At 36.1% G+C, this 24,297-nt stretch carries 23 protein-coding genes and 1 pseudogene; 17 read left to right on the top strand and 7 right to left on the bottom strand.

Translation table 11 applies throughout. The features are described from left to right. Positions 1-18: 18 nt before the first annotated feature. Both ACUL40_RS10500 and ACUL40_RS10495 read right to left on the bottom strand, forming a co-directional pair. On the bottom strand, positions 19-1,164 hold the full coding sequence (locus ACUL40_RS10500) for a M20 peptidase aminoacylase family protein (protein WP_000253675.1): 1,146 nt from the start codon (positions 1,162-1,164) through the stop codon (positions 19-21). Positions 1,165-1,303: 139 nt separating this feature from the next. Then, positions 1,304-2,212, bottom strand: coding sequence for an EamA family transporter (locus tag ACUL40_RS10495; protein WP_000947043.1), 909 nt, complete (start codon positions 2,210-2,212; stop codon positions 1,304-1,306). A 322-nt stretch (positions 2,213-2,534) separates the two neighbouring features. On the opposite strand from ACUL40_RS10495, the pseudogene ACUL40_RS10490 reads away from it, so the two are divergent. The 3 genes and pseudogenes from ACUL40_RS10490 to ACUL40_RS10480 all read left to right on the top strand — a co-directional run bounded on the left by ACUL40_RS10490 (position 2,535) and on the right by ACUL40_RS10480 (position 4,004). After that, a pseudogene (locus ACUL40_RS10490) lies at positions 2,535-2,683 on the top strand (peptidase T). Between the two features lie 16 nt (positions 2,684-2,699). After that, positions 2,700-3,407, top strand: coding sequence for a cytochrome c-type biogenesis protein CcdA (ccdA, locus tag ACUL40_RS10485; RefSeq protein WP_001152676.1), 708 nt, complete (start codon positions 2,700-2,702; stop codon positions 3,405-3,407). A gap of 90 nt (positions 3,408-3,497) precedes the next feature. Beyond that, positions 3,498-4,004, top strand: coding sequence for a CcdC family protein (locus tag ACUL40_RS10480; RefSeq protein ID WP_001028439.1), 507 nt, complete (start codon positions 3,498-3,500; stop codon positions 4,002-4,004). A 70-nt stretch (positions 4,005-4,074) separates the two neighbouring features. On the opposite strand, the gene ACUL40_RS10475 is transcribed toward ACUL40_RS10480, so the two are convergent. Both ACUL40_RS10475 and ACUL40_RS10470 read right to left on the bottom strand, forming a co-directional pair. After that, a complete protein-coding gene (locus tag ACUL40_RS10475) occupies positions 4,075-4,506 on the bottom strand; it encodes a DUF2621 domain-containing protein (protein ID WP_000889373.1) in 432 nt (143 codons plus the stop codon). A gap of 103 nt (positions 4,507-4,609) precedes the next feature. After that, the gene (locus ACUL40_RS10470) at positions 4,610-4,906 is read right to left on the bottom strand and encodes a hypothetical protein (RefSeq protein WP_000262401.1); all 297 of its coding nucleotides are present in this window, start codon (positions 4,904-4,906) and stop codon (positions 4,610-4,612) included. Between the two features lie 245 nt (positions 4,907-5,151). Between ACUL40_RS10470 and ACUL40_RS10465 the strand changes: the two genes are divergently transcribed. Both ACUL40_RS10465 and ACUL40_RS10460 read left to right on the top strand, forming a co-directional pair. Further along, positions 5,152-5,739, top strand: coding sequence for an AAA family ATPase (locus tag ACUL40_RS10465; RefSeq protein ID WP_002041639.1), 588 nt, complete (start codon positions 5,152-5,154; stop codon positions 5,737-5,739). Further along, complete coding sequence (locus ACUL40_RS10460) at positions 5,736-6,308, top strand: DJ-1/PfpI family protein (RefSeq protein ID WP_000722200.1); 573 nt, start codon at positions 5,736-5,738, stop codon at positions 6,306-6,308. The genes ACUL40_RS10465 and ACUL40_RS10460 overlap by 4 nt, the downstream gene beginning before the upstream one ends. 3 nt (positions 6,309-6,311) lie before the next feature. On the opposite strand, the gene ACUL40_RS10455 is transcribed toward ACUL40_RS10460, so the two are convergent. Beyond that, positions 6,312-7,262 carry a class I SAM-dependent methyltransferase gene (locus ACUL40_RS10455; protein WP_000166759.1) on the bottom strand — a complete coding sequence of 317 codons (951 nt, stop codon included), beginning with the start codon at positions 7,260-7,262 and terminating at the stop codon, positions 6,312-6,314. A 196-nt stretch (positions 7,263-7,458) separates the two neighbouring features. Between ACUL40_RS10455 and hutP the strand changes: the two genes are divergently transcribed. The 11 genes from hutP to ACUL40_RS10400 all read left to right on the top strand — a co-directional run bounded on the left by hutP (position 7,459) and on the right by ACUL40_RS10400 (position 21,172). Further along, positions 7,459-7,899: a hut operon transcriptional regulator HutP gene (gene hutP, locus ACUL40_RS10450; RefSeq protein WP_000926516.1), complete on the top strand. Its 441-nt coding sequence runs from the start codon at positions 7,459-7,461 to the stop codon at positions 7,897-7,899. Positions 7,900-8,002: 103 nt separating this feature from the next. Further along, entirely contained in the window at positions 8,003-9,520 is a 1,518-nt protein-coding gene (hutH, locus tag ACUL40_RS10445; protein WP_000631874.1) for a histidine ammonia-lyase, read from the top strand. Positions 9,521-9,543: 23 nt separating this feature from the next. Then, a complete protein-coding gene (gene hutU / locus ACUL40_RS10440; RefSeq protein ID WP_000416944.1) occupies positions 9,544-11,202 on the top strand; it encodes a urocanate hydratase in 1,659 nt (552 codons plus the stop codon). Between the two features lie 12 nt (positions 11,203-11,214). Then, on the top strand, positions 11,215-12,486 hold the full coding sequence (gene hutI / locus ACUL40_RS10435) for an imidazolonepropionase (RefSeq protein WP_000887531.1): 1,272 nt from the start codon (positions 11,215-11,217) through the stop codon (positions 12,484-12,486). Continuing rightward, a complete protein-coding gene (gene hutG, locus ACUL40_RS10430; RefSeq protein ID WP_000399838.1) occupies positions 12,465-13,436 on the top strand; it encodes a formimidoylglutamase in 972 nt (323 codons plus the stop codon). Before hutI ends, hutG begins: the two co-directional genes overlap by 22 nt. 260 nt (positions 13,437-13,696) lie before the next feature. Then, the gene (locus ACUL40_RS10425; RefSeq protein WP_170317877.1) at positions 13,697-14,158 is read left to right on the top strand and encodes a CarD family transcriptional regulator; all 462 of its coding nucleotides are present in this window, start codon (positions 13,697-13,699) and stop codon (positions 14,156-14,158) included. Positions 14,159-14,720: 562 nt separating this feature from the next. Further along, positions 14,721-15,848 carry an alkene reductase gene (locus ACUL40_RS10420; protein WP_071740986.1) on the top strand — a complete coding sequence of 376 codons (1,128 nt, stop codon included), beginning with the start codon at positions 14,721-14,723 and terminating at the stop codon, positions 15,846-15,848. 67 nt (positions 15,849-15,915) lie between these two features. Then, on the top strand, positions 15,916-17,484 hold the full coding sequence (locus ACUL40_RS10415) for an FMN-binding glutamate synthase family protein (protein WP_000005169.1): 1,569 nt from the start codon (positions 15,916-15,918) through the stop codon (positions 17,482-17,484). Positions 17,485-17,770: 286 nt separating this feature from the next. Next, on the top strand, positions 17,771-19,249 hold the full coding sequence (putP, locus tag ACUL40_RS10410) for a sodium/proline symporter PutP (RefSeq protein WP_000687591.1): 1,479 nt from the start codon (positions 17,771-17,773) through the stop codon (positions 19,247-19,249). Between the two features lie 351 nt (positions 19,250-19,600). Next, positions 19,601-20,539 carry a ring-cleaving dioxygenase gene (locus ACUL40_RS10405; RefSeq protein WP_445422986.1) on the top strand — a complete coding sequence of 313 codons (939 nt, stop codon included), beginning with the start codon at positions 19,601-19,603 and terminating at the stop codon, positions 20,537-20,539. A gap of 24 nt (positions 20,540-20,563) precedes the next feature. Next, complete coding sequence (locus ACUL40_RS10400) at positions 20,564-21,172, top strand: alpha/beta hydrolase (protein WP_033695652.1); 609 nt, start codon at positions 20,564-20,566, stop codon at positions 21,170-21,172. A gap of 43 nt (positions 21,173-21,215) precedes the next feature. Here ACUL40_RS10400 and ACUL40_RS10395 read toward each other — a convergent pair whose 3' ends face one another. Beyond that, on the bottom strand, positions 21,216-22,748 hold the full coding sequence (locus tag ACUL40_RS10395; RefSeq protein ID WP_033695653.1) for a BA3702 family sensor histidine kinase: 1,533 nt from the start codon (positions 22,746-22,748) through the stop codon (positions 21,216-21,218). Positions 22,749-22,985: 237 nt separating this feature from the next. On the opposite strand from ACUL40_RS10395, the gene ACUL40_RS10390 reads away from it, so the two are divergent. Further along, positions 22,986-23,357 (top strand): VOC family protein, encoded by a 372-nt coding sequence (locus tag ACUL40_RS10390; RefSeq protein ID WP_445422987.1) that lies wholly within the window; start codon positions 22,986-22,988, stop codon positions 23,355-23,357. Between the two features lie 19 nt (positions 23,358-23,376). Here ACUL40_RS10390 and ACUL40_RS10385 read toward each other — a convergent pair whose 3' ends face one another. Next, positions 23,377-24,186 (bottom strand): YitT family protein, encoded by an 810-nt coding sequence (locus ACUL40_RS10385; protein WP_445422988.1) that lies wholly within the window; start codon positions 24,184-24,186, stop codon positions 23,377-23,379. Between the last annotated feature and the right edge of the window lie 111 nt (positions 24,187-24,297).

Below are 24,297 nucleotides of genomic sequence, written 5' to 3'. Positions count from 1 at the left end.
ACTTTGAACGGCTTTTTTTTATGAGAATTGTTTAAGTGCTCTTTCGGCTAGTAAAGCAAAGTATTCTGCACTTATAGGCAGTGCCTCTTCATTAATTGTAAAAGCAGGATGATGCCATTCATGTGTACCGCTCGTTCCCATAAAGACGAATGAACCTGGTATTTCCTGTTGGTAAAATGAGAAATCTTCTCCAGCCATTGATAGACTAGGCGAGATGATATTAAGATTCATCTTTGTGGCAACTTGAGTAGATAAGTCTGTAAGAGCTTTATCGTTGTGAACAGCAGGAGGACCTGAATAAAAACGGAATTTCGTTTTTACACCTAATGCATCAGATACACCTTTAATAATACGCTCCATGAGTGCTGGAATCTTTTCACGTGTTTCAGCTTGGAACGTGCGAATCGTTCCTTCTAACGTAGCTTTTTCAGGAATCACGTTCCACGTATTTCCTGCGTGAATATTTGTAACACTAACAACTGCATTATGAGATGAACTTATATTTCGGCTTACAATTGTTTGCAGTGCCATCACAATTTGAGAGGATGCGACAATAGGATCTACGCCAGCATCTGGTACAGCCGCGTGTGTACCAACTCCGTGAATTTCAATTTCAAATCGATCAACTCCAGCCATCAGTGGACCATCTTTAATGCCAATTGTACCTACTGGTAAATCAGGTTTATTATGCATGCCGAAAATCGCTTGCACATTACGTAAATGTCCAGCATCAATAACTTTGCAAGCGCCATTACTACTTTCTTCAGCTGGTTGGAATATGAAGCGAACCGTTCCATTTAGGGAAGATTCTCTTTCTTTTAATAAGAAAGCAGTACCTAAAATGGCAGCTGTATGAAAATCGTGTCCACAAGCATGCATTTTCCCTCGTACTTTAGATGCATAGGACAAATGTGTTTCTTCTTGAATAGGAAGGGCATCAATATCAGCACGAACTGCTACAATTGGCCCGTTTTTATTACCAGACACTTCAGCGATAATTCCTGTTTCTAAATTGGAGTCAATGATAGTAATGTTTTTTTCTTCTAACCAATTTTTTATTGCTTTTGTTGTTTCGAACTCTTCATATGATAGTTCTGGATACTCATGTAAATGTCGACGGATGGAAATAAGTTTTTCTTTTAGTTGATTTGAAATAGATACCATGTAGTATGCCTTCTTTCTTCAGCAAAATATTTATCATAAGTATACAACAATAAAAGAGAGGATTCTCAAATGAAAATCCTCTCTCGTTTATCCCGTATTAATGGGCAGTCCGATTGGTTCAACTAATTAAAGTTTCACTTTATGCTGCGACTTTTTTATGCGTATGATGTTTACGATAACGTCCACGCATTGCGTATGCAATTTGCGGGATTGCAATCCCGATTAAAATAAGTGATACACCGAACCATTGTGAAGATAGTACAGCCTCTTTTAAAACGAATACGGACATAATTGTTGTAACTGGTAGTTCCGCTGCACCAAGAATAGTTGCTAAGCCAGAACCGATTTTTGGAATACCGATTGTAAAGGCAATAGATGGAATTACGATACTAAATGTTCCTAATCCTAAACCGTATTTCCAAAGACCTTGAGAAATGGCACCATTAAAAATAAATGTTGGTGGGAATACAATCATGACTAAAGTTAAAGCACCAGTCATTAAGAGAACACCGCGCGGTAATGAAGGTACTTCAACAGCAACTTTTCCGCTCACGAAAATGTATGTTGCGAATGTAACAGCAGATAATAAACCTAAAATGATCCCAGTCGTATCGAAAGCACCTGCTGATTGTTCAAGTAAACCACTTGATAAAAATGTCCCTACAAGTAAGAAAATAACAGAAATAACTTTTTCTCTTGAAGGTAATGTTTTTGTTGCGACTGCTTCAATGATAATTCCGACCCAAACAAATTGGAATAAAAGAATAATTGCAATAGAAGCTGGTACAGTTTTTAATGAAGCATAATAAAAAATTCCGGTAAAACTTGCAGATGTTCCTGCAACGAATAAAAGTAATGCTTGCTTTAAAGGAACGCGATGTCTAGAAAATAGAAGTGTAATAGCAAGCAAAATAATCCAACCGAACAAATATTGGCTGCCAATTACCTCTCCAAGTGAAAATCCTTCTGCATATGCAAGCTTAACAAAAATAGCTAAAATTCCATAACTACACGCTCCTAATAAAACTAAAAGAGAATAACGAAGCATGAAAAATTCCTCCCATCTATATGAAGTTGTTCCGTATCGAAAATATATAACTAGAGGGAAGTATACAAAATTAGAAATAAAGGGTCAAATGAAAGAAAAGTATGACATTTTATAGAATAATAATAAAAGTATGATATTTATGCATAATCTTGAAATTATTAATAGTAGAAGTATTATAAAATCAACTTTGCATTGTATAGAGCCAGCATTTGAAAAAAATATTTTTTAAACCAATATGTATATAGACGTACTAGTAACGTGCTAATTATTTGAGAAACTATGTTACCTTTGTTATGGTAATGACAATTAAAGGAGTTTCATAATCCATTTGAGTTTTTTCTATATAATAGAAGGAAATGAAAACGTTTTATTAGAAACTGTGAGGAAGTACTTTTTTCTTATTGCCACGTTGTAAAAGTGATTTCACGAATTGTTCATAGTATTTTTATGTGTTTTTGTTACAATATTTAGGGAGAGGAGTGGAATGATGCAAGATATTAGTATTTTTTTAGCGTTTGGCGCCGGGTTCTTATCATTTATTTCCCCATGTTGCTTACCGCTTTATCCGGCATTTTTATCGTACATAACAGGTATGTCGGTTTCTGAATTGAAAGAAGAAAATGCAATGCTTCGCAAAAGAAGTATGATACATACAGCGTTTTTCTTACTTGGATTTTCAATTATATTTATTGCAATTGGATTTGGTACAAGTTTTATTGGAGGAATCTTTACTGACTATAAAGATTTAATCAGACAGTTAGGTGGTATATTTATCATCGTGTTCGGCTTAATTATTGTCGGGGTGTTTAAGCCGAAATTTTTAATGCAAGACCGTAAATTTACATTTAAAAATCGTCCAAGTGGCTATTTTGGATCAGTACTAATTGGATTAGCCTTTGCAGCAGGGTGGACGCCATGTACCGGACCAATTCTAGTGTCGGTAATTGGATTAGCAGCAACAAACCCAGAATCAGCAATGATTTACATGATTGCTTACATACTTGGATTTGCTATCCCGTTTTTCGTACTGTCATTCTTTATTACGAAAATGTCTTGGATTAAAAGAAATAGTATGGCCTTCATGAAAGTCGGAGGATATATTATGATTGTTATGGGGGTCTTCCTATACTTTAACTGGATGACGAAAATTATCGTATATTTCTCAAGTTTATTTGGTGGTTTTACCGGTTTTTAGTATTATTCTGCGAAAATGTTGGAAATACTAACGGAAAAGCATATAATGAAAGTATATTTTGCATATAGCCACAAAAAAGGATGAGAAAATATGAACATAGTTCTTTTATCAAGTATCGTTGCTGTTTGTATGGCTGTCGGTGCGATGTTTATTCGTTTAAAAGCAGCTAAGAAACCTGCAACATTGAAAAAAATTATACTTCCGCCATTTTTTATGAGCACGGGAGCATTGATGTATGTTTTTCCTGAATTTCGATTAACTCCAGCGGAAATGTTAGAAGCAATTGGCGTCGGTTTGTTTTTCTCTATTTTTCTTATTAAAACATCTAAATTTGAAATTAGAGGACAAGAGATTTATTTGAAGCGTTCAAAAGCCTTTGTTTTTATATTAATTGGATTACTTGTCGTGCGGATTGTATTTAAAACATACTTAAGCCAATCTCTTGATTTAGGACAACTTAGTGGCATGTTCTTCTTACTGGCGTTCGCGATGATTGTGTCATGGAGAATTGCCATGTACCGTTCCTTTACGAAATTACAAAAGGAAATGGAAAAAGAAGATGGTTTTTATAATGAAAAAGATATGAAGCTAACTTAAAAACTGTATATGTACCAAATAAAAAGACAGCGTCAAAGGCGCTGTCTTTTTTATCGAAAATAATATGAAGTTACTTTGCGAGTAAAGATCGATAGTTAGAATAATCAATCTTTTTTTCTTGTAGTTTTTTAATTAAAAATTTATGATCACGCTTTGGTGTGGCAATGATATATCCTTTAATAATTAAGTCTTGTGTAATTTGAGAGGCATTTTCTTGTAATGCAAGTTCCCCGATTTTTCCAGCAATCTTTGATTTTGCAACATCGCGAAATAGTTCTGGAACAGGACTTACAAGCTCTTCTAACAATTGTTTTTGTTCGTCAGCCCATAAATGTCTCGTTTTATTTATGTAGTGTTCTTCCCAATCCAAAATGGACATGCCGTCTTCTTTTGGTAAACGTTTTAAAAATTTTCTGAACATAAAGTATCCACCGATAGACATAAGCCCTAATAAAATAACCGTCCATAATACAATGAACCAACTGAACCATCCTTCGAGCAAGCATATCCCCCCTTAATGATAGCGGTTTTCTTTTATTCATATTATATACAGTGAGATTCATAGAAAGCAAGAACGCTTGGTCATTTTGACCAAGCGTTATCATTTAAACAAAGTATAGTTGTTCCACATGTAAATTATTATTATCATCTTCTACATATTCAATGATTAATGTGCCAACTTTACGATCTTTATCTTCAGTTGTGAAAATAGAGTAAGAAGTAAAACGTGTTTTTGATAGGCCGCTTATGTGTGTAGGTAAAGAAATGTAGTCGTTATCGCGGAAGAATTCCATCAGTTCAATATCCTCAAATTCTTTTCGGTCAACTTGTTTGTTTGTATAGCGGCGTTGAAGTTGTTTTAAAGATTCATTCCAAGAAATTGCTTTTGTGTCGTATACCATTGTTCTATCTCCTTACTGTATGTAATTATTAAGAACATACGTTCTAATCTAGTATACTCTTTTTATTAGAAAAGGGAAAGCAAAAAATAATGTAAGCTTGGATTTCCAAGCTTACATTATTGATGCGTCCGTCATAATCTCTATTTTTCATTATAAGTTAGATAAGAATAAGAAACAAGATGATATATATAATGTTGAGAGTTTTCAAGATTCTGTATATTATAGGTGTACTAAAGTGTAAGGGAATGAGAGGTGTGACATACGTAATTTCACTGCAAGGGCCGATGGCTAGCGGAAAAACAACATTAGCAAAAAGGTTAGAAAAGAGAGGGTTTCGAGTTATATATGAAAATCCATATCCAATTGTAGAGAAGCGAAAAAAATTGAATTTAGATATGAATTCAAAAGTAGGGTTTATTATGAATCAAAAAATGTTTATGGAAGCAAAAATAAAGGAGTTTCAAAATGTGAAAGATTCAGTCGTAATTTTTGATCGCGGACCAGAAGACATTGAGTTTTTTACACTCTTTTATCCAACGATTATAGGAGAAGAGTGGGATATAGAAACTGAATTGAAAGATGAATTATATAAATTAAGAGAATGCCGTTCGGATGTGATTTTTTACTTAGATGTTACGAAAAAGAATGTATATGATAGAAAAAATAATGATAGAACAAGAAACAGAAGTACATTTGAGGAGCAATTTAAATTAGCAGAAACTGAAAAAGACTGGTATAAACAATTTCCTGTAACTTATGTGGACACAAATAGATTAACAGTTGACGATTTAGAGGTATATTTTATGGACTGGTTAAAGGAGAGAGGGCTATGAAAAAAATACTTTTATTTGTATACCCAACATTTGCGGAGTTTGAAATAACAGTAGCGACGGCGTTGCTGAAAAATAAATTTGAAATCATTACAGCGGGCTTAACAAAAGAATTGATTATAAGTGAAACAGGTTTGCAAGTGCAACCACATATAGAAGTAAGTGAAGTACGTGTAGATGAGTATGAGGGGGTACTTATTCCAGGTGGAGAAGAAGTACAGTTGAAAGATGCGAAATCTCTTTTTTCAGTCATTCGTCAATTTCACGAACAAGAAAAATTAGTGGCGGCAATTTGTGCTGGACCGTATGCGCTAGCAAAAGCAGGGTTATTTAAAGGGATTTCTTATACTGCGACTATAGATTATCAAAAATTCGATTGTTTTCCAGTAGAAAATTTCGTGTATGAAGAAGTTGTGCAACACTCAAATATCATTACAGCACAAGGGCATGCATTTGTACCATTTGGAATAGCGATTGCCTCTTATTTTGGAGTGGCAGACGAACATAATACAGATTTTTATTGTGGTAAAGGCAATGTAGTAATGGAGAAACTTTTACGAGAAAACGTGTAAAAGCTAGCAAATGCTAGCTTTTTTACACCGATAAATTACTAACGTTTTTGGATCGCGCCATATACCGTTATGGAGCGATAATTCCTTGTTGATTTCTTCTGTTAGCCATTCTTTCATCTCGGCTTGAAGATACATATTATCGGGTATATTTAACGATGGAAACATGCTGGAAATATAGTTTACTATTGGGGTAGCATGATGAAAAACGAGCGCATTATGAATAACTGTTTCTTCAACCGTTGGAAAAGCAGATGCTACTATCTCTTTACCATTTTCTAAACAAAATGGAGAGACTGCTGGTGATGTTTTCGGTAGATCAAATGCGTCAAGCATGTTGTTACACATTTCAACTATACGAGGTAATGAAACTTTAGAATTTGTTGTAGCTAAAAGTGTTCCGCCAGAACGAATGACTTTATAAAAGCCTTGAATTGTTTTTTCAACATCTTTCACATGGTATAACATATGTCTTGCAATTATTAGGTCATAACAATTTGTTTCGAAAGGAAGTTTACTAGCGTCCCCTCGTTTCCATTCTATTAAGTTATTTATTTTAGCAGCTTCAGCAAGCATAGCTTCGGATTGATCAAACCCGGTTAATGGGCCTTTATGACCATTTGTTTGTAAAAGGGAAAGGAATTTTCCACTAGCGCACCCAACCTCTAATATGTTTTCATCCCCTTGAAGGTGTAAATGTTCAATGACGATCTTATCTAAATCTACGTGTTTTTCTTCGTAATGTGTATGTGTGTCGATGCGTGTTTGTAAATGGTTGCTAACGTTATATTGTCGTTTTACATCATTCATTTTGTCACATTCCACCTTTGTGCAAAATTGTTGGATTGCATGTGTTAATACATCTGTTTTCTTTAAACCTTCGTAATGGAGTGCTGATTCAAACCTTTCAAGTAATTTCTCTTCAATTCGAAAATGAATATCTTTTCGTTTTGTCACTGAAATTTCGCCCCTTTGCATCTGTTAGTGAGACTATAGCACGTCTGGAAATTTTGTGTAAATCATTTGTGTACACAAAATTAGGGGGATGAAAAAAATGTTTGAATATGATTTTAAACTATTGACGATTTAACCGTTTTCATATATTCTTAAATTAAGTAATATTCAAATAATTCAAAAGAAATGAGAGAGTCACATGCTTCTTCAAGGAACACATCGAATTGGTCGTATGGCCATGCTGTTGGCACTTGCGGATGAGAATGAAAGTCCTGTATTATCCATTCCAAAAGGTTGGAAGTATTGTACGGGGAAAGTGGGTTCGATGAATTCGCAAAAGGTTGTCGCAGCAATGGAAACAGCGGCTAAAAGCAACCAAGTTATTGAAACAGACGTTTACAGAGAAACACATGCACTTTATCATGCAATTATGGAAGCTTTGTACGGAGTGACGAGAGGTCAAATTCAGTTAGCAGACGTTCTTCGTACAGTAGGACTTCGTTTTGCGATTGTGCGCGGTACACCATACGACGGGAAAAAAGAAGGCGAATGGGTTGCTGTTGCATTATATGGAACGATTGGTGCACCTGTAAAAGGATCTGAGCATGAGGCGATTGGTTTAGGAATTAATCACATATGATTTGCCCATAGTCTATTAGTTAGAAGGGGGCCTTACTTTTTTAGGACAGAAGTCTGTCTTAAAAAGATAAGGTCCCCTTTTGCCTTTTTAAGGAGGAAAAATGATGATTACGTTAACAGGACATACATTGACAGTTGAAGAAATGAAGAGGTTATTACTGGAAGGAGAAGGTGTAACAGCTTGTCCAACTAGTATGCAAAAGGTAGCGGAGTGCCGCGAAGTAGTTGAGAAAATTGTAGAGGACGGAAAAGTCGTTTACGGTATTACAACTGGATTTGGAAAGTTTAGTGATGTGCTTATCCAAAAAGATGATGTAAAGGCACTTCAACATAATTTAATTCAGTCACATGCATGTGGGATAGGTGATCCATTCCCGGAAGAAGTATCGCGCGGAATGTTAATTTTACGAGCGAACACGATGCTTAAAGGAGTATCAGGCGTAAGGCCGCTTGTTGTAAATATGCTTCTTGAGTTTGTAAATCGTAAAATTCATCCAGTCGTTCCGCAACAAGGTTCACTTGGTGCAAGTGGAGATTTAGCACCTTTATCTCATCTTGCGCTCGTATTATTAGGCGAAGGTGAAGTGTTCTATAAAGGGAAACGCGTTCATGCAATGGTTGCTCTTACAGAAGAAGGGCTTGAGCCAATTGAACTTGAAGCGAAAGAAGGTCTTGCGTTAATTAATGGTACGCAGGCGATGACAGCACAAGGAGTTCTTTCTTATATAGAAGCAGAAGCAACGGCGTATCAAGCTGAACTAATTGCTTCGATGACAATTGAAGGGTTACAAGGCATTATTGATGCATTTGATGAAAATGTTCATAAAGCACGTGGCTATAAAGAGCAAGTGGATGTAGCAAGCAGAATTCGTGACATTCTTCATGATAGTAAGTTAACAACAAAACAAGGAGAACTACGTGTACAGGATGCCTATTCACTTCGTTGTATCCCGCAAGTACACGGTGCTTCTTGGCAAGTTTTGAATTATGTGAAAGAAAAATTAGAAATTGAAATGAATGCCGCAACAGATAATCCGCTAATCTTTGATGGCGGGGAAAAAGTAATTTCAGGTGGTAATTTCCATGGTCAACCGATTGCATTTGCGATGGACTTCTTAAAAGTAGGAATGGCGGAACTTGCAAACATTTCAGAGCGTCGTATTGAGCGTTTAGTAAATCCGCAGTTAAACGATTTACCGCCATTTTTAAGTCCAGAACCAGGACTTCAGTCTGGTGCAATGATTATGCAATATGCTGCAGCGTCACTAGTTTCTGAAAATAAAACGTTAGCACATCCAGCGAGTGTTGATTCAATCCCGTCATCAGCTAACCAAGAAGATCACGTAAGTATGGGAACAATCGCTTCACGTCATGCACATCAAATTATTCAAAATGTAAGACGTGTTCTTTCAATTGAAATGATTTGTGCGATGCAAGCGGCAGAATATCGTGGAATTGAAAACATGAGTACAGTGACGAAGAGCTTCTACCATCAAGGGCGTCAGCAAGTACCATCTATTACAAATGATCGCATCTTCTCAACGGATATTGAAAATATTGCACATTGGTTAAAAACGAATTATTCGATAAAAGAAAGATTGGATGTAAACGCAGCACTATAAAATGAGAAAAGGGAGAGATTGAAATGGAAAAAGTACAACAAACAATTCGCGCGCCAAGAGGTACAGAGTTACAAACGAAAGGGTGGGTGCAAGAAGCTGCACTTCGTATGCTAATGAACAATTTAGATCCGGAAGTTGCTGAAAAACCAGAAGAATTAGTTGTGTATGGCGGAATTGGCCGTGCAGCTCGTAACTGGGAAAGCTATCAGGCGATTGTAGATTCATTAAAAACGTTAGAAAGCGATGAAACGTTACTTGTTCAATCAGGAAAACCAGTTGCCATTTTTAAATCACATGAAGATGCACCTCGCGTTCTGTTAGCGAACTCAAACTTAGTACCAAAATGGGCAAACTGGGATCACTTCCGAGAACTAGAGAAAAAAGGTCTTATGATGTACGGACAAATGACAGCTGGTAGCTGGATTTACATTGGAACACAAGGGATTCTACAAGGAACATATGAAACATTTGGTGAAGCAGCTCGTCAACATTTCGACGGTTCATTAAAAGGTACATTAACACTTACTGCTGGTTTAGGTGGTATGGGTGGTGCACAACCTCTTGCTGTAACGATGAACGGCGGTGTTGTCATTGCTATTGATGTTGATAAGCGTAGCATCGATCGTCGTATTGAAAAGAGATATTGTGACATGTATACAGAATCATTAGAAGAAGCATTAACTGTTGCGAACGAGTATAAAGAGAAGAAAGAACCAATTTCAATTGGCTTGCTAGGAAATGCGGCAGAGATTTTACCAGAACTAGTGAAGCGTGATATTACGCCAGATTTAGTTACAGATCAAACATCTGCTCATGATCCATTAAACGGTTATATTCCAGTAGGTTACACATTAGAAGAAGCAGCGAAACTTCGTGAAAAAGATCCAGAACGTTACGTACAATTATCAAAAGAAAGTATGACAAAACATGTGGAAGCGATGCTTGCGATGCAAGAAAAAGGTGCAATTACATTTGATTATGGAAATAACATTCGCCAAGTTGCTTTCGATGAAGGTTTGAAAAATGCTTTCGATTTCCCAGGATTCGTTCCAGCATTTATTCGTCCATTATTCTGTGAAGGAAAAGGGCCATTCCGCTGGGTAGCACTTTCTGGTGATCCAGAAGATATTTATAAAACAGACGAAGTAATTTTACGTGAGTTCGCTGATAATGAACATTTATGTAACTGGATTCGTATGGCACGTCAACAAGTTGAGTTCCAAGGACTTCCATCACGTATTTGTTGGTTAGGTTACGGTGAGCGTGCGAAATTTGGTCGCATCATTAATGAAATGGTTGCAAATGGTGAATTATCAGCACCGATTGTTATTGGTCGTGACCATTTAGATTGCGGATCAGTAGCATCTCCAAACCGTGAAACAGAAGCGATGAAAGACGGTAGTGATGCAGTAGCTGACTGGCCAATTTTAAATGCATTAATTAATAGTGTAAACGGTGCGAGCTGGGTATCTGTTCACCACGGTGGTGGCGTTGGTATGGGTTATTCACTTCACGCTGGAATGGTTATTGTTGCAGATGGAACAGAAGCAGCAGCAAAACGTATTGAGCGCGTATTAACTTCTGACCCTGGTATGGGTGTTGTTCGTCACGTGGATGCTGGATATGACTTAGCTGTGGAAACTGCGAAAGAAAAAGGCGTTAACATTCCAATGATGAAATAAGGAGGAGAAAACATGCTGGACACTTTACTAATAAATATCGGTCAATTACTAACAATGGATCAAGAAGATGGCTTGTTAAGACGAGAAGCGATGAACACGCTTCCTGTTATCGAAAACGGTGCGGTTGGAATTGAAAATGGTGTAATCACTTTCGTTGGAACAGCGGAAGAAGCGAAAGGATTACAAGCGAAAGAAGTTATTGATTGCGGGGGGAAAATGGTTTCTCCTGGTCTTGTTGATCCGCATACCCATCTTGTATTTGGTGGATCTCGTGAAAATGAAATTGCGCTAAAATTACAAGGAGTTCCGTACTTAGAAATTTTAGAACAAGGCGGAGGTATTCTTTCAACTGTAAATGCAACGAAACAGGCGTCGAAAGAAGAACTTGTTCAAAAAGCGAAATTCCATTTAGACCGTATGCTATCTTTCGGCGTTACAACTGTAGAAGCGAAGAGTGGTTACGGATTAGATGATGAGACGGAATGGAAACAATTAGAGGCAACTGCACAATTACAAAAAGAGCATTCAATCGATTTAGTTTCCACATTTTTAGGTGCTCATGCAGTTCCGAAAGAATATAAAGGTAGATCGAAAGAATTTTTACAATGGATGTTAGACCTATTACCAGAAATGAAAGAGAAACAATTGGCGGAATTCGTTGATATTTTCTGTGAAACAGGTGTGTTCTCAGTAGAAGAATCAAAAGAATTTTTATTAAAAGCGAAAGAGCTTGGCTTTGATGTGAAAATTCATGCAGATGAAATCGACCCTCTTGGTGGTGCGGAAGCAGCGGCAGAAATCGGTGCAGCATCAGCAGACCATCTAGTTGGCGCTTCTGATAAAGGGATTGAAATGCTTGCAAACTCGAATACAGTAGCAACATTATTACCAGGAACAACTTTCTATTTAAATAAAGAAAGCTTTGCTCGTGGTCGTAAAATGATTGATGAAGGTGTTGCAGTTGCGTTAGCTACAGACTTTAACCCAGGTAGCTGTCCAACTGAAAATATTCAGCTTATTATGAGCATTGCGATGCTAAAACTGAAAATGACACCAGAAGAAGTTTGGAATGCCGTAACGGTTAACTCATCATATGCCATTAACCGTGGTGATGTAGCTGGGAAAATTAGAGTTGGTCGTAAGGCAGATTTAGTTTTATGGGATGCTTACAATTATGCTTACGTACCGTATCATTACGGCGTAAGTCATGTGAATACAGTATGGAAGAATGGTAATATTGCATATACAAGAGGTGAACAATCGTGGAGCACGGCCACTATTTAAAGAAAAACGCAAAGTTTATTGATCGTGAAGTGACAAAATGGAGTGAGATGATTAAAGATTGGGAGGAAGGTGTAGAAATATTCGGTGCTGCCTTAATTGGAGCACCCCTTTCTAAACCATCTATTAGTCATTCAGGAGCGAGTTTTGCTCCAAAGACAATTCGTGCGATGTTAGATGCATACAGCACATATGCAATTACAGAAGAACACGATATGAAAGAAAGTGTCTTATATGATTGCGGCGATATTACGATGCATGTGACGGATATAAAAGAAAGTCATAACCGAATTGCGAAAACAGTTGGTCATGTAACGAAAGTAAATCCGAACATGATACCAATCGTTCTTGGTGGTGACCACTCGATTAGTTTTCCGAGTATAACAGGCTTTGCAAACAGTAAAGGAAAGGTCGGGATTATTCAATTTGATGCTCATCATGATTTACGTAATTTAGATGATGGAGGCCCGTCAAATGGTACACCATTCCGTAGTTTACTAGAAAATGATGTCATTACAGGGAAACAACTTGTTCAAATTGGAATTCGTAATTTTTCTAATGCACGTGCGTACCATGAATATGCAATAGAGCATGGTGTAACAGTGTATACAATGAAAGACGTACGAGAGCGAGAAATAAAAGATATTATCACGGAAAGTATTGAATTATTAAGAAATCAAGGTGTGACTTCTATTTATATTTCTCTTGATATGGATGTGCTAGACCAAGCGTTTGCACCAGGTTGTCCAGCAATTGGGCCTGGTGGAATGGATAGTACGACTTTACTAGATGCGATTGAATTCCTTGGTAAAGAACCGCTCGTTCAAGGGATGGATATAGTAGAGATTGATCCAACTCTTGATTTCAGAGATATGACGAGTAGAGTAGCAGCGCAAGTGATTATGAGTTTTCTTTTAGCGAGGGAAACGGTTAGTAAGCAAGTTAGTATATAGACGGAAAAGTAGATCTTTATTTATGCCTTAACAAAAACACATCACTACTTAAATGTAGTGATGTGTTTTTGTATTAAAAGAGAATGAATGTGTGTGGAACCGTTAATGGAATTGCGATTTTTATAGTTTATTGTGTAAATTTAATTTCTTGCTTCTGAAGTGTTGACGTGTAAAATAATTTTATGATAAAATAAAAATTTTGCTAAAAAACTAAAAGTATGTTAAGCTTGAGAAGGTTACCATATATGGAGGTGGATTATTTGTTTCAAATTGGCGATAACATTGTTTATCCAATGCAGGGAGCAGGTATAATTAAAGCCATAGAAGAGAAGGAAATCTCAGGAGAAAAACAACAGTATTATGTTATAAAAATGTCAGCTAGTAATATGGAACTAATGATTCCAGCAGGGAGAATATTGAATTCGAATATACGTCCAGTTACGGATATAACCGCATTAGCACACATAATGGATATTTTTCAACATGGGGAATCAGATAGATTACTTACGTGGAAACAAAGGTATAAATTGAACACTGATAAAATAAAGACGGGTAAAATGCAAGAAGGTGCTGAAGTTGTGCGTGATTTAATGCGTATACAGAAAGAAAAAGCACTTAATGCAAGCGAAAAGAAGATGTTAGATAACGCATATGAATTTTTGATTAGTGAACTGGGATTAATTGAAGGTATCACAGAAAATCAGATAAAAAGCTTTTGTTAAGGTTCATTACAAATAATGTATTATATCCCAAAAAAGATCTTGAATTTTTTGGGAACATAATTATAGAAAATTTATCATTTCAAAGACATTCAACTCTTTCAAACCACTTTTAGAGCATTACCTCTATTGTTATTACTACAATCAAATCCATTTTTATTTTTTAATTTCATTTATGAATGTTCGAAGTTTAATTGAATACTTCGATAAAATAGTTACTTGATTTTTGCAATCCTGATTCACACTGGCACGGACGAGGAGCCGTAAGGATGAAAGAGAGGTAGGGCTTTCATTGTTTTAGGTATATAAGTTATTATTTTTAGAAGAATACTGAACCATTTTCACTTCTATTGATAAGGTGTTTTTTTATTAAAGAGATAAACGAATTGACAGCCATATATGGTCAACAAAAAAGGTTTCCTCCTAAGGAAACCTTTTTAATATTATTTAAAGCATTTTATTTTTTGGATATTCGAATTTTTTATTGTAAAGTCGTAAAAATTGACGTTACTATCTAAAAGTAAGTATGATGCGATTATAGTAAGATTTTTTAGGGGGAAGAAAAATGACAAGTTCAAGTAATAAAGCAGCGAGTATTTATGAAGGAACAAATGTAAATGCTGGGGGATTTTTTGGAAACGTTGAAGAAACAAAGTTGTTTGATCCAATTCAAGTTGGAGCTTGGTTTCTTCGTAATCGTATAGCGATGGCACCGATGACAAGATGCTTTGCAGATAATGAGACTGGAGTAGTTGGTGCGGATGTAGTGGAGTACTACAGAAAACGTGCTGCAGATGGAATTGGACTAATTATTACAGAAGGAATTGTCATTAGTCCGAGAGCAAAAGGAAACCCAGGAGTACCAGGTATTTATACACAAGAACAAATCGATTCTTGGAAACCTGTTACAGAGGCAGTACATAAAGAAGGCGGGACGATTATTGCTCAAATATGGCATGTTGGGCGTATGAGTCATCATGAAATAATTGGTGGTCAAATGCCACAAGCACCGTCGGCTATCGCTGCAGAGGGAAATGTTCCACGCTTTCGTAAACCGTTTGATACGCCAGAAGCAATGACGTTAGAAGAAATACAAGAAGTGATCGGTCAATACGCACAAGCTGCGAAAAATGCAATCGAAGCTGGATTTGATGGAGTAGAAATTCACGGTGCACACGGATATTTAATCGATCAATTTACGTATGAGTTTGCGAATAAGCGAACAGATAAATATGGCGGTGATTTAAAACAAAGGTTAACGTTTATGAAAGAAGTAACGGCGGCTGTAATAGAAGCTGTTGGAGCTAATAAAACACTTCTTCGTTTCTCTGCTTTCAAAGGTGATAATCCTACTTATATGTGGGAAAACCCTGAGTTTGCAATTGAAACGTTCATAAATATGTTTAAAGAGGTTGGGTTAACGATGATCCATCCTTCAACGATGAATTATACCCAAGAGATTGCTGACGGAAAGAATTTTCATCAACTAGTAAGAAAATATTGGGATGGTACGATTGTTGGGGTTGGTAATTTAAATCCGAAAGAGGCCGAAGAAGCGTTGCAAGAAGGAACGATTGATGTAGCGGCATTCGGAAGACCGTTAATTGCTAATCCAGACTTTGTTCATCGAATTAAACACGCTGAAAGTTTAGTTGAATATGACGCGAAAGAGCATCTTGCTACGTTAGTATGAATAAAGATAAAAGGAGAACACATCTAGTGTTCTCCTTTTATTATGGAATTTCATAGGGGGAAGCGGGATGAGTGAAACGCTACTCGTTATTATTAGTATATTACTATTTTTAATGTTGCTTTTAATCGTCTTTTTTATCATTACATTTTTTATAAAAAAACGAACACATCATTCTATTTTAAAATTACATCCGTACTTAGGAAGAATGCGCTACTTACTGGAAAAGATAGGGCCTGAATTTCGACAATATTGGTTTGATCATGATACGGATGGAAAGCCTTTCTCACGTTATGATTTTCAAAGTGTTATGTTTTTAGCAAAATATCGCTCTGAAATACTTGGTTTTGGATCAAAACGAGATTTTGAAGCTTCTGGATATTATATTGCTAATACATTATTTCCGATATTAACGGAGGAATTAAGTGTGAATCTCACGCAAGAGCGAGAAGGTAAAAAGTACGTGATTCATAAAGAAGGGTTATTTTCAAGAAGAGAAAAATTGACAGCGGATACAACGAATCTTTGGCTGTACGAAGAAGATGATGCAATTATAGTCGGTGAGAACCGTAAATATCCGTGGAAGCTACATGGCATGTTTGGTGCATCTGCGACTTCTTATGGTGCGATTGGAGAAAATTATATTTTAGCGAGTGGTCTTGGAGCAAAAATGGCAGGCGGATCGTGGATTAATACGGGTGAAGGTGGCGTTATTCCAGAACATTTACATACAGGAGCGAATATCGTTGCGCAAATTGGTCCAGGGTTATTTGGATACCGTGATGAAGACGGTAATTTTTCAATGGGAAAATTCATGGAGAAAGTGAAAGAAAGTAATATTAGAGCATTCGAATTGAAATTTGGGCAAGGTGCTAAAATACGTGGTGGTCATTTAGAGGGGCAAAAAGTAAATGAGAAAATTGCGTTTGTTCGCAACGTCCGAAAGGGAGAGACGATTAATTCACCGAATCGATTTTCATTTTTAAAGAATGCAGCGGATACACTTTATTTTATTCAACAGTTGCAAGAAAGCGGCGGTAAACCAGTTGGAATGAAAATTGTAATTGGTCAGCAGAAGCCTTTGGAAGATTTAATAAAAACAATGAAAGAACTAAACATTTATCCAGATTTTATTACAATAGACGGTTCAGAAGGCGGGTCAGGGGCAACGTATAAATCGATGGCAGATTGTATGGGACTGCCGCTTATTCCAGCATTACTTACATTTATTGATACAGCAAACCATTATGGTGTTCGTAACAAGTTTAAAGTATTTGCATCGGGTAAATTAATCACACCAGATAAAGTAGCGATTGCTTTAGCGATTGGGGCGGATGCTGTAAGTTCAGCCCGCGGATTTATGATGGCAAGCGGCTGTATTATGGCCCTTCAATGTAATTCTGGCCAATGTCCATCTGGTGTAGCCACGACGAATCCGCATTATCAAAAAGCGTTAGATCCGTATGAGAAGAAGTGGCGAGTCATGAATTATATTATTAGTATGAGATATAGTTTATTTTCATTAGCGGCAGCGGTGGGAGTGAAGAGCCCGCGTCATTTAAAGAGAGAGCATATTGTATTTAAAGACGAGATGGGGCGGGTAGTTCCTCTCTCAGAATTGTTTCCTACTAGTAAATAGTAAGCTATGTTTAATAGATTAAAAGTCATACATTTGTATGGCTTATTTTTATTAAAAAATAAGGCGTTTAATTATCTGAATATTTTTACTTTAATTCCTTTTGAAAACAGGGTAATCCACTGGGATAAAGGCGTTTATAAAGGTTTTCACATGTAATGAAAAGTGCTCGTTCACTTGAAAGAACAAAAAATGTTTGTTAAGGTAGGGAACCATAAGCGAAAACAAGAAAATAGAAAAAGTCATTTTTCGAAATTTTGAATGGCTTATGGACTAAGGGAGAGATTTGGTGAAGATTGAAATTATGGTTTCGCTTGCTATTTATATGGCAGGTATGTTGTATATCGGATATTGGTCTTATAAGAAGACATCCGATTTATCAGATTATATGTTAGGCGGGAGGGGACTTGGTCCAGCAGTTACAGCTTTATCAGCTGGTGCTTCTGACATGAGTGGCTGGATGCTAATGGGATTACCTGGTGCGATGTATGCAACGGGATTATCAAGTGTATGGATTGCGATAGGTTTATTAATAGGTGCGTATGCAAACTATTTAATCATTGCCCCGCGTTTACGAACGTATACAGAAGTGGCAAATGATTCAATTACGATTCCAGACTTTTTAGAGAATCGGTTTAAAGATCGTACGAAAATACTTCGTTTTGTCTCCGCTATCGTCATTTTAGTATTTTTCACATTTTATGCGTCGGCTGGTTTAGTTTCAGGTGGACGTTTGTTTGAAAATTCTTTTAACCTTGATTATAAAATTGGTTTATTTGTAACAGTAGGTGTCGTTGTTGCGTATACACTATTTGGTGGCTTTCTAGCCGTAAGTTGGACGGACTTTGTGCAAGGTTGTATTATGTTTATTGCGCTTGTACTAGTGCCAATTGTTGCTTTTACGGATGTCGGTGGTGTAACAGAAACATTTAATACGATTAAGCAAGTCGATGCATCGCATTTAGATATGTTTAAAGGGACCACAATACTTGGTATTATTTCATTTTTAGCATGGGGCCTTGGATATTTTGGTCAACCACATATTATTGTCCGCTTTATGGCAATTACCTCTATTAAAGATTTAAAAACTTCTCGTAGAATCGGTATCGGTTGGATGACGATTTCAATTATAGGTGCAATGCTTACTGGTCTAATTGGTATCGCCTATTATGCTAAAAATAATGCGACATTACAAGACCCAGAAATGGTCTTTGTAACATTCTCAAATATTTTATTCCATCCGTATATTACAGGATTTTTATTATCAGCTATTTTGGCTTCGATTATGAGTAGTATTTCCTCACAATTACTTGTTATTTCAAGTGCAGTAACGGAAGATTTCTATAAAACATTTTTCCGTCGTAATGCAAGTGATAAAGAACTTGTATTTATCGGTAGGCTGTCAGTATTAGTTGTAGCGATGATTGCAGTTGTTTTAGCGTATCATCCGAGTGATACAATTTTAACGCTTGTTGGATATGCTTGGGCAGGATTTGGATCAGCATTTGGACCAGCAATTTTATTAAGTTTATATTGGAAGAGAACGAACAAATGGGGCGTTCTTGCTGGGATGATTGTCGGTGCATTAGTTGTTATCACTTGGGTACAAATTCCAAGTTTAAAAGCGACTATGTATGAAATGGTACCTGGATTCTTCTGTAGTTTATTAACTGTTATCGTTGTAAGTTTATTAACGAAAGAACCCGTTAAGGCAGTTCATCGTGAATTTAATGAGATGGAAGCAGTACTGGAAGAAGAAAAGAAATGATTTGCAAAAAGAGTAAACGATGAATAGCGTTTACTCTTTTTACATGTAAAATGAAAGTAAGGACTTATTGACAATAAAAAATAAGTAACTTATAATAAATCTCGAGTTCGAGATAAATAACATGCATAATGAAGAAATATTATGGTTATAAATCGAACGAATATTTTTTGTAAATTATCTTGAGTTCAAGATAATTTGATAGGTTGGACACCAATAGGTATTTTTTTAATTAATATCTCGAATTCGAGATAAAATTATTATAACGGATTTTACTTTGCAGCATGGACAAAATGAATAATGAATTTAAATGTAAAAGAATTTTTATAATGAAATAAAAAAGGAGTGGAAGAAATGGAAAAGAAAACAATGGGAATCCATCACATTACAGCGATTGTAGGGCATCCACAAGAAAATGTAGACTTTTATGCTGGTGTATTAGGGTTACGTTTAGTGAAACAAACAGTGAATTTTGATGATCCAGGTACGTACCATCTTTATTTTGGAAATGAAGGAGGAAAGCCTGGAACAATTATTACGTTTTTCCCATGGGCAGGTGCTCGTCAAGGTATTATTGGGGACGGTCAAGTAGGAATTACGTCTTACGTTGTACCAAAAGGTACAATGGAGTTTTGGGAAAATAGATTAGAAAAATTCGATGTTTCGTATACAAAAATGACTCGTTTTGGAGAGCAGTATTTAGAATTTGATGATCCGCATGGTTTGCATATAGAATTAGTTGAAAGAGAAGCAGGCGAATTAAACAATTGGAGTTTTGGAGAAGTTACACCAGAAGTAGCAATTAAAGGGTTTGGAGGTGCTGTTCTTTTATCTGCACAGCCTCAAAAAACAGCTGAATTGTTAGAACATATTATGGGTCTTGAAAAAATTGGAGAAGAGGGCGAATTTGTTCGATTCCGTTCTTCTGCTGACATTGGAAATATTATTGATTTGAAATTATCAACAATCGGTCGTGGCCAAATGGGCGTTGGTACAGTTCATCATATAGCCTGGAGAGCGAGTGATGATGCTGATCAGCTAGACTGGAAAGAGTATGTGTCGCGTTTTGGATATCACGTAACTCCTGTACAAGATCGAAATTATTTTAACGCGATTTATTTTAGAGAACATGGTGAAATCTTATTTGAAATTGCAACAGATCCTCCTGGTTTCGCTCATGATGAATCGTTAGAGACGATGGGAAAGGAATTAAAGTTACCGGAACAATATGAACAACATAGAAAACAGATTGAACAAACGCTTTTACCATTTGAAGTGAGAAATTTAGATTAAAGTGATTGAAGGGGGAAAAGGATTATGATGAAACATGTTTTTCAAAAAGGAAAAGATACGTCAAAACCAGTGCTGTTATTACTTCATGGCACAGGTGGTAATGAATTAGATTTACTACCACTTGCAGAAATAGTTGATCCGGAAGCGTCGGTATTAAGCGTTAGGGGAAATGTGTTAGAGAATGGGATGCCGCGTTTCTTCCGCCGATTAGCAGAGGGCATTTTTGATGAAGAGGATTTAATTTTCCGTACGAAGGAATTAAATGAATTTTTAGATGAAGCGGCTAAAGAATATAAATTCGATAGAAATAACATTGTAGCTATCGGTTATTCGAATGGGGCAAATATCGCAGCAAGCTTATTATTCCATTACGAAAATGCATTGAAAGGTGCTGTGCTTCATCACCCAATGGTACCAAGAAGAGGAATTCAATTAGCAAATTTAGCAGGGAAATCTGTGTTTATTGCTGCTGGGACAAATGACCCAATTTGTTCATCAGCAGAGTCAGAGGAATTGAAGGTACTATTAGAAAATGCAAATGCGAATGTAACAATGCATTGGGAAAATCGAGGGCATCAATTAACGATGGGTGAAGTAGAAAAAGCAAAAGAGTGGTATGACAAAGCATTTTAAAAAAGAAGCATCTGCTAACGATTAGCAGATGCTTCTTTTTTATTTAAGACTGGATTGCAAGATGAGATGAAGAAAGTGGTAGCTCAATATCAACAATCGTACCTTTATTTAATTCGCTTGAAATGTGTAATCTACCATGATGTTCTTCAATTATTTTGTAACACATCATTAATCCTAGTCCTGTGCCTTTTTCTTTTAAACTATAAAAAGGTTCGCCTAGACGGGAGATACGATCTTCTGGAATGCCGCAACCTTCATCGATAATTCGTATTAAGATGAAATTATCCTCTAATGGTTTTGTTTGGATGAAAATATTTCCGCCATTTGGCATTGCTTCTATCGCATTTTTTAATATGTTTATAAAAACTTGTTTTAATTGGTTACCGTCACATTGAATATCATATACGTAATCAAAATGATCCATGATGATATGAACGCTATGCATAATTGCAGTCGGTAAAATAAATGTAACTACCTCTTCAATTAAAGTTTGTATGTTACAAGTTTGGATAGATAATACTTGTGGCTTAGACATCGCCATAAATTGACTCGTGATGGATTCCATTTGTGAAATCTCACTTAACATAACATCGATATACCATTTCTGCTCCTCACTTATTTCAGGGAGGAGCAACGTTAGAAAACCTTTTAGAGAAGTGAGTGGATTTCGAATTTCATGGGCAATTCCAGCTGTCAGTTGTCCGACTACTGCGAGCTTCTCAGATTTTCGTAATAACTTTTCAGTTTCTTTTAGCTCAGTAACATCTCTCCCCATCACGATAAGACCTTTGCGAGAACCGTCAGGATGATAAAGCGGGACTTTTGATATACTTAAGATTAGATCGAAATCATCTCTATGTATAATAAATTCCTCGCCATGAAGAATTTGTCTTTGTTGCCATGCTAGTTCATCAATTTCTTCACAATGTAAAAAAGCTTCTCGGTATGCTTCATTATATTGAATGAGTTCGCTATCTTTTTTCCCGTGGTAAGGTACATGATGGAAATTGAAGCAAGAAAGTGCGTAGTCATTTGCCTCAAGCCAGCGCCCTTCATGATCTTTAAAAATAACAAACGCAGGCATGGAGTTTACTAATGTACGCAATCTCTTCTCACTTTCTTTTAGTATATTCTCAATTCTTTCTGATTTTTCAAGCGGCTTCATAATAGCATATACGCCAGTAAGACGATTTTGAACAAAAATAGGAACTAGTTTTGTCACAACATCTAATAAGAATCCATTTTTATGATAAATAGATAAGATATACTCTTGTTGATTATCCGCTTCAGTATTCTTTATATTTTGTAATACTTGCTCAGAAATATGGGCTTCTAAAATAGAGGTAATATTTTTCTGTTCTAATTCTAAAGAAGTGTAACCTAATATTCTTTCGGCAGAAGGATTTATATGTAGAATAACTCCTTCTAAATTTAATGAAATAATACTATCAGGATTGTGTTCGAACAGAGATGCGTACATTTCTGTTAATGAACGATCTTGTATATGGTTTCGCAAACGTCTAGAAATGTTCGGATGACGTTTTTTTTGAGTTGGTGAATATTTTTTACGACTCATAATAGTTCCTCCGTACAAATAGCATCTAAAAAGATTTGTCTATTCATAACTATAATATAGATGTAATGTGTATTTCTATAAAAAATGGAAGTTATAGAATAAATTTTGTTTTTTTTTATTTTTTGCAAGGTGAATGCAGGATGGTAATAAGGGGAGCTTATATTGTTTTATAAACCTTTTGTAAGTTACAGACGGCTGTTTTCCGTATAACATTAGGGTAGAGGAGGGGGAGAGAAAATGAAAAATTATATTCAAGGGATTGATCACGTGCAAGTAGCTGCACCTGTAGGGTGTGAAGAAGAGGCGCGTGATTTTTATGTGAATACGATTGGTATGGAAGAAATTCCAAAGCCAGAAGAGTTGAAAAAACGAGGTGGATGTTGGTTTAAATGCGGAAATCAAGAAATCCATATTGGTGTCGAGCGGAACTTTACACCAGCTAAAAAGGCTCATCCAGCTTTTTATGTGAATGAAATTAATGAATTTAAGCAAACACTTATAGAGCAAGGTGTTAAAGTGATTGATGATTATGCACGGCCAGATGTAATTCGATTTTACGTGTCAGATCCATTTGGAAACCGAATTGAATTTATGCAAAATAAAGACTAGGTGGATTCCCACCTAGTCTTTAACTTCTTCTGAAAAGTCCTAACACTTCTACAGTTTCTGTAATATTAACGAATGCATTCGGGTCGATTTCAGAAATTGTTAGTTTCATACTTGCTAATTCTTCACGAGAAACGACGGTCATAAGTACACGCTTTTTCTCGCTTGAATAAGCACCTTCGCCATCAAGTAACGTTATTCCACGTACAACAGTTGAAAGAAGTTGTTTTTTCATTTTTTCTGCTTCATTTGTTACAATCATAAGTGTAACTTTACGATGTTTTGTATGAACAGCATCAATTACTTTACCAGTTACATAAATTGAAAGTAAGCTTGTAAGTGCAACATCCCAGGTGAAGAAGAATCCTGCGATTATTACAACGACTGCATTTAAAATAATAAGGAATCCGCCAAGTTTAATGTCTCGCTTGCGGGATAAAAGCATACCGATAATATCAAATCCACCAGTGGATCCATTACAGTTAAAAACAAGACCAATACCAGCTCCGGCGATTACACCTCCGAAGATAGAAGATAACAATGGATCTGTTGCTACGACTTTTACTGGAACGTAGTATAATGCAACAGATAATACAACTACAGAGACAACTGTGTTAAAAATTACTTTTTTCCCAAGACCTATGTACCCTAAAATAAGGATAGGTAAGTTTAATACAAAGTTAATAATGCCTGTGTTTACAGGGGTTATAATCCCTAAAATAATAGCAATTCCGCCAATTCCACTACTTAAAATTTTGTGGGGGATAAGGAAAAGATTAAAGGCAACCGCAATAATAATAGAACCGATAATAACACCAAGGAATCTGACCATTTCTTTCCCGTCCTTCACTGAAAAATTCATATTATTTCAAGATTATATATGATATTGAAAGTTTTGGGTAAAAACAGTTTATTTAGGTAAATTAGATTAATCAAAAGAATT

This window comes from Bacillus sp. KNSH39 (genome assembly GCF_052656585.1).
Note: the sequence above shows the minus strand (reverse complement) of the source record. Positions and strands in the feature narration are given on the sequence as shown.

Excerpts from the sequence above, each read along its gene's own strand:
- ACUL40_RS10500 (WP_000253675.1), bottom strand. The coding sequence starts at position 1,164 with ATGGTATCTATTTCAAATCAACTAAAAGAAAAACTTATTTCCATCCGT.
- ACUL40_RS10495 (WP_000947043.1), bottom strand. The coding sequence starts at position 2,212 with ATGCTTCGTTATTCTCTTTTAGTTTTATTAGGAGCGTGTAGTTATGGA.
- ccdA (WP_001152676.1), top strand. The coding sequence starts at position 2,700 with ATGCAAGATATTAGTATTTTTTTAGCGTTTGGCGCCGGGTTCTTATCA.
- ACUL40_RS10480 (WP_001028439.1), top strand. The coding sequence starts at position 3,498 with ATGAACATAGTTCTTTTATCAAGTATCGTTGCTGTTTGTATGGCTGTC.
- ACUL40_RS10470 (WP_000262401.1), bottom strand. The coding sequence starts at position 4,906 with ATGGTATACGACACAAAAGCAATTTCTTGGAATGAATCTTTAAAACAA.
- ACUL40_RS10465 (WP_002041639.1), top strand. The coding sequence starts at position 5,152 with ATGAGAGGTGTGACATACGTAATTTCACTGCAAGGGCCGATGGCTAGC.
- ACUL40_RS10460 (WP_000722200.1), top strand. The coding sequence starts at position 5,736 with ATGAAAAAAATACTTTTATTTGTATACCCAACATTTGCGGAGTTTGAA.
- hutP (WP_000926516.1), top strand. The coding sequence starts at position 7,459 with ATGCTTCTTCAAGGAACACATCGAATTGGTCGTATGGCCATGCTGTTG.
- hutH (WP_000631874.1), top strand. The coding sequence starts at position 8,003 with ATGATTACGTTAACAGGACATACATTGACAGTTGAAGAAATGAAGAGG.
- hutU (WP_000416944.1), top strand. The coding sequence starts at position 9,544 with ATGGAAAAAGTACAACAAACAATTCGCGCGCCAAGAGGTACAGAGTTA.
- hutI (WP_000887531.1), top strand. The coding sequence starts at position 11,215 with ATGCTGGACACTTTACTAATAAATATCGGTCAATTACTAACAATGGAT.
- ACUL40_RS10420 (WP_071740986.1), top strand. The coding sequence starts at position 14,721 with ATGACAAGTTCAAGTAATAAAGCAGCGAGTATTTATGAAGGAACAAAT.
- ACUL40_RS10415 (WP_000005169.1), top strand. The coding sequence starts at position 15,916 with ATGAGTGAAACGCTACTCGTTATTATTAGTATATTACTATTTTTAATG.
- ACUL40_RS10405 (WP_445422986.1), top strand. The coding sequence starts at position 19,601 with ATGGAAAAGAAAACAATGGGAATCCATCACATTACAGCGATTGTAGGG.
- ACUL40_RS10400 (WP_033695652.1), top strand. The coding sequence starts at position 20,564 with ATGATGAAACATGTTTTTCAAAAAGGAAAAGATACGTCAAAACCAGTG.
- ACUL40_RS10395 (WP_033695653.1), bottom strand. The coding sequence starts at position 22,748 with ATGAGTCGTAAAAAATATTCACCAACTCAAAAAAAACGTCATCCGAAC.
- ACUL40_RS10390 (WP_445422987.1), top strand. The coding sequence starts at position 22,986 with ATGAAAAATTATATTCAAGGGATTGATCACGTGCAAGTAGCTGCACCT.
- ACUL40_RS10385 (WP_445422988.1), bottom strand. The coding sequence starts at position 24,186 with ATGGTCAGATTCCTTGGTGTTATTATCGGTTCTATTATTATTGCGGTT.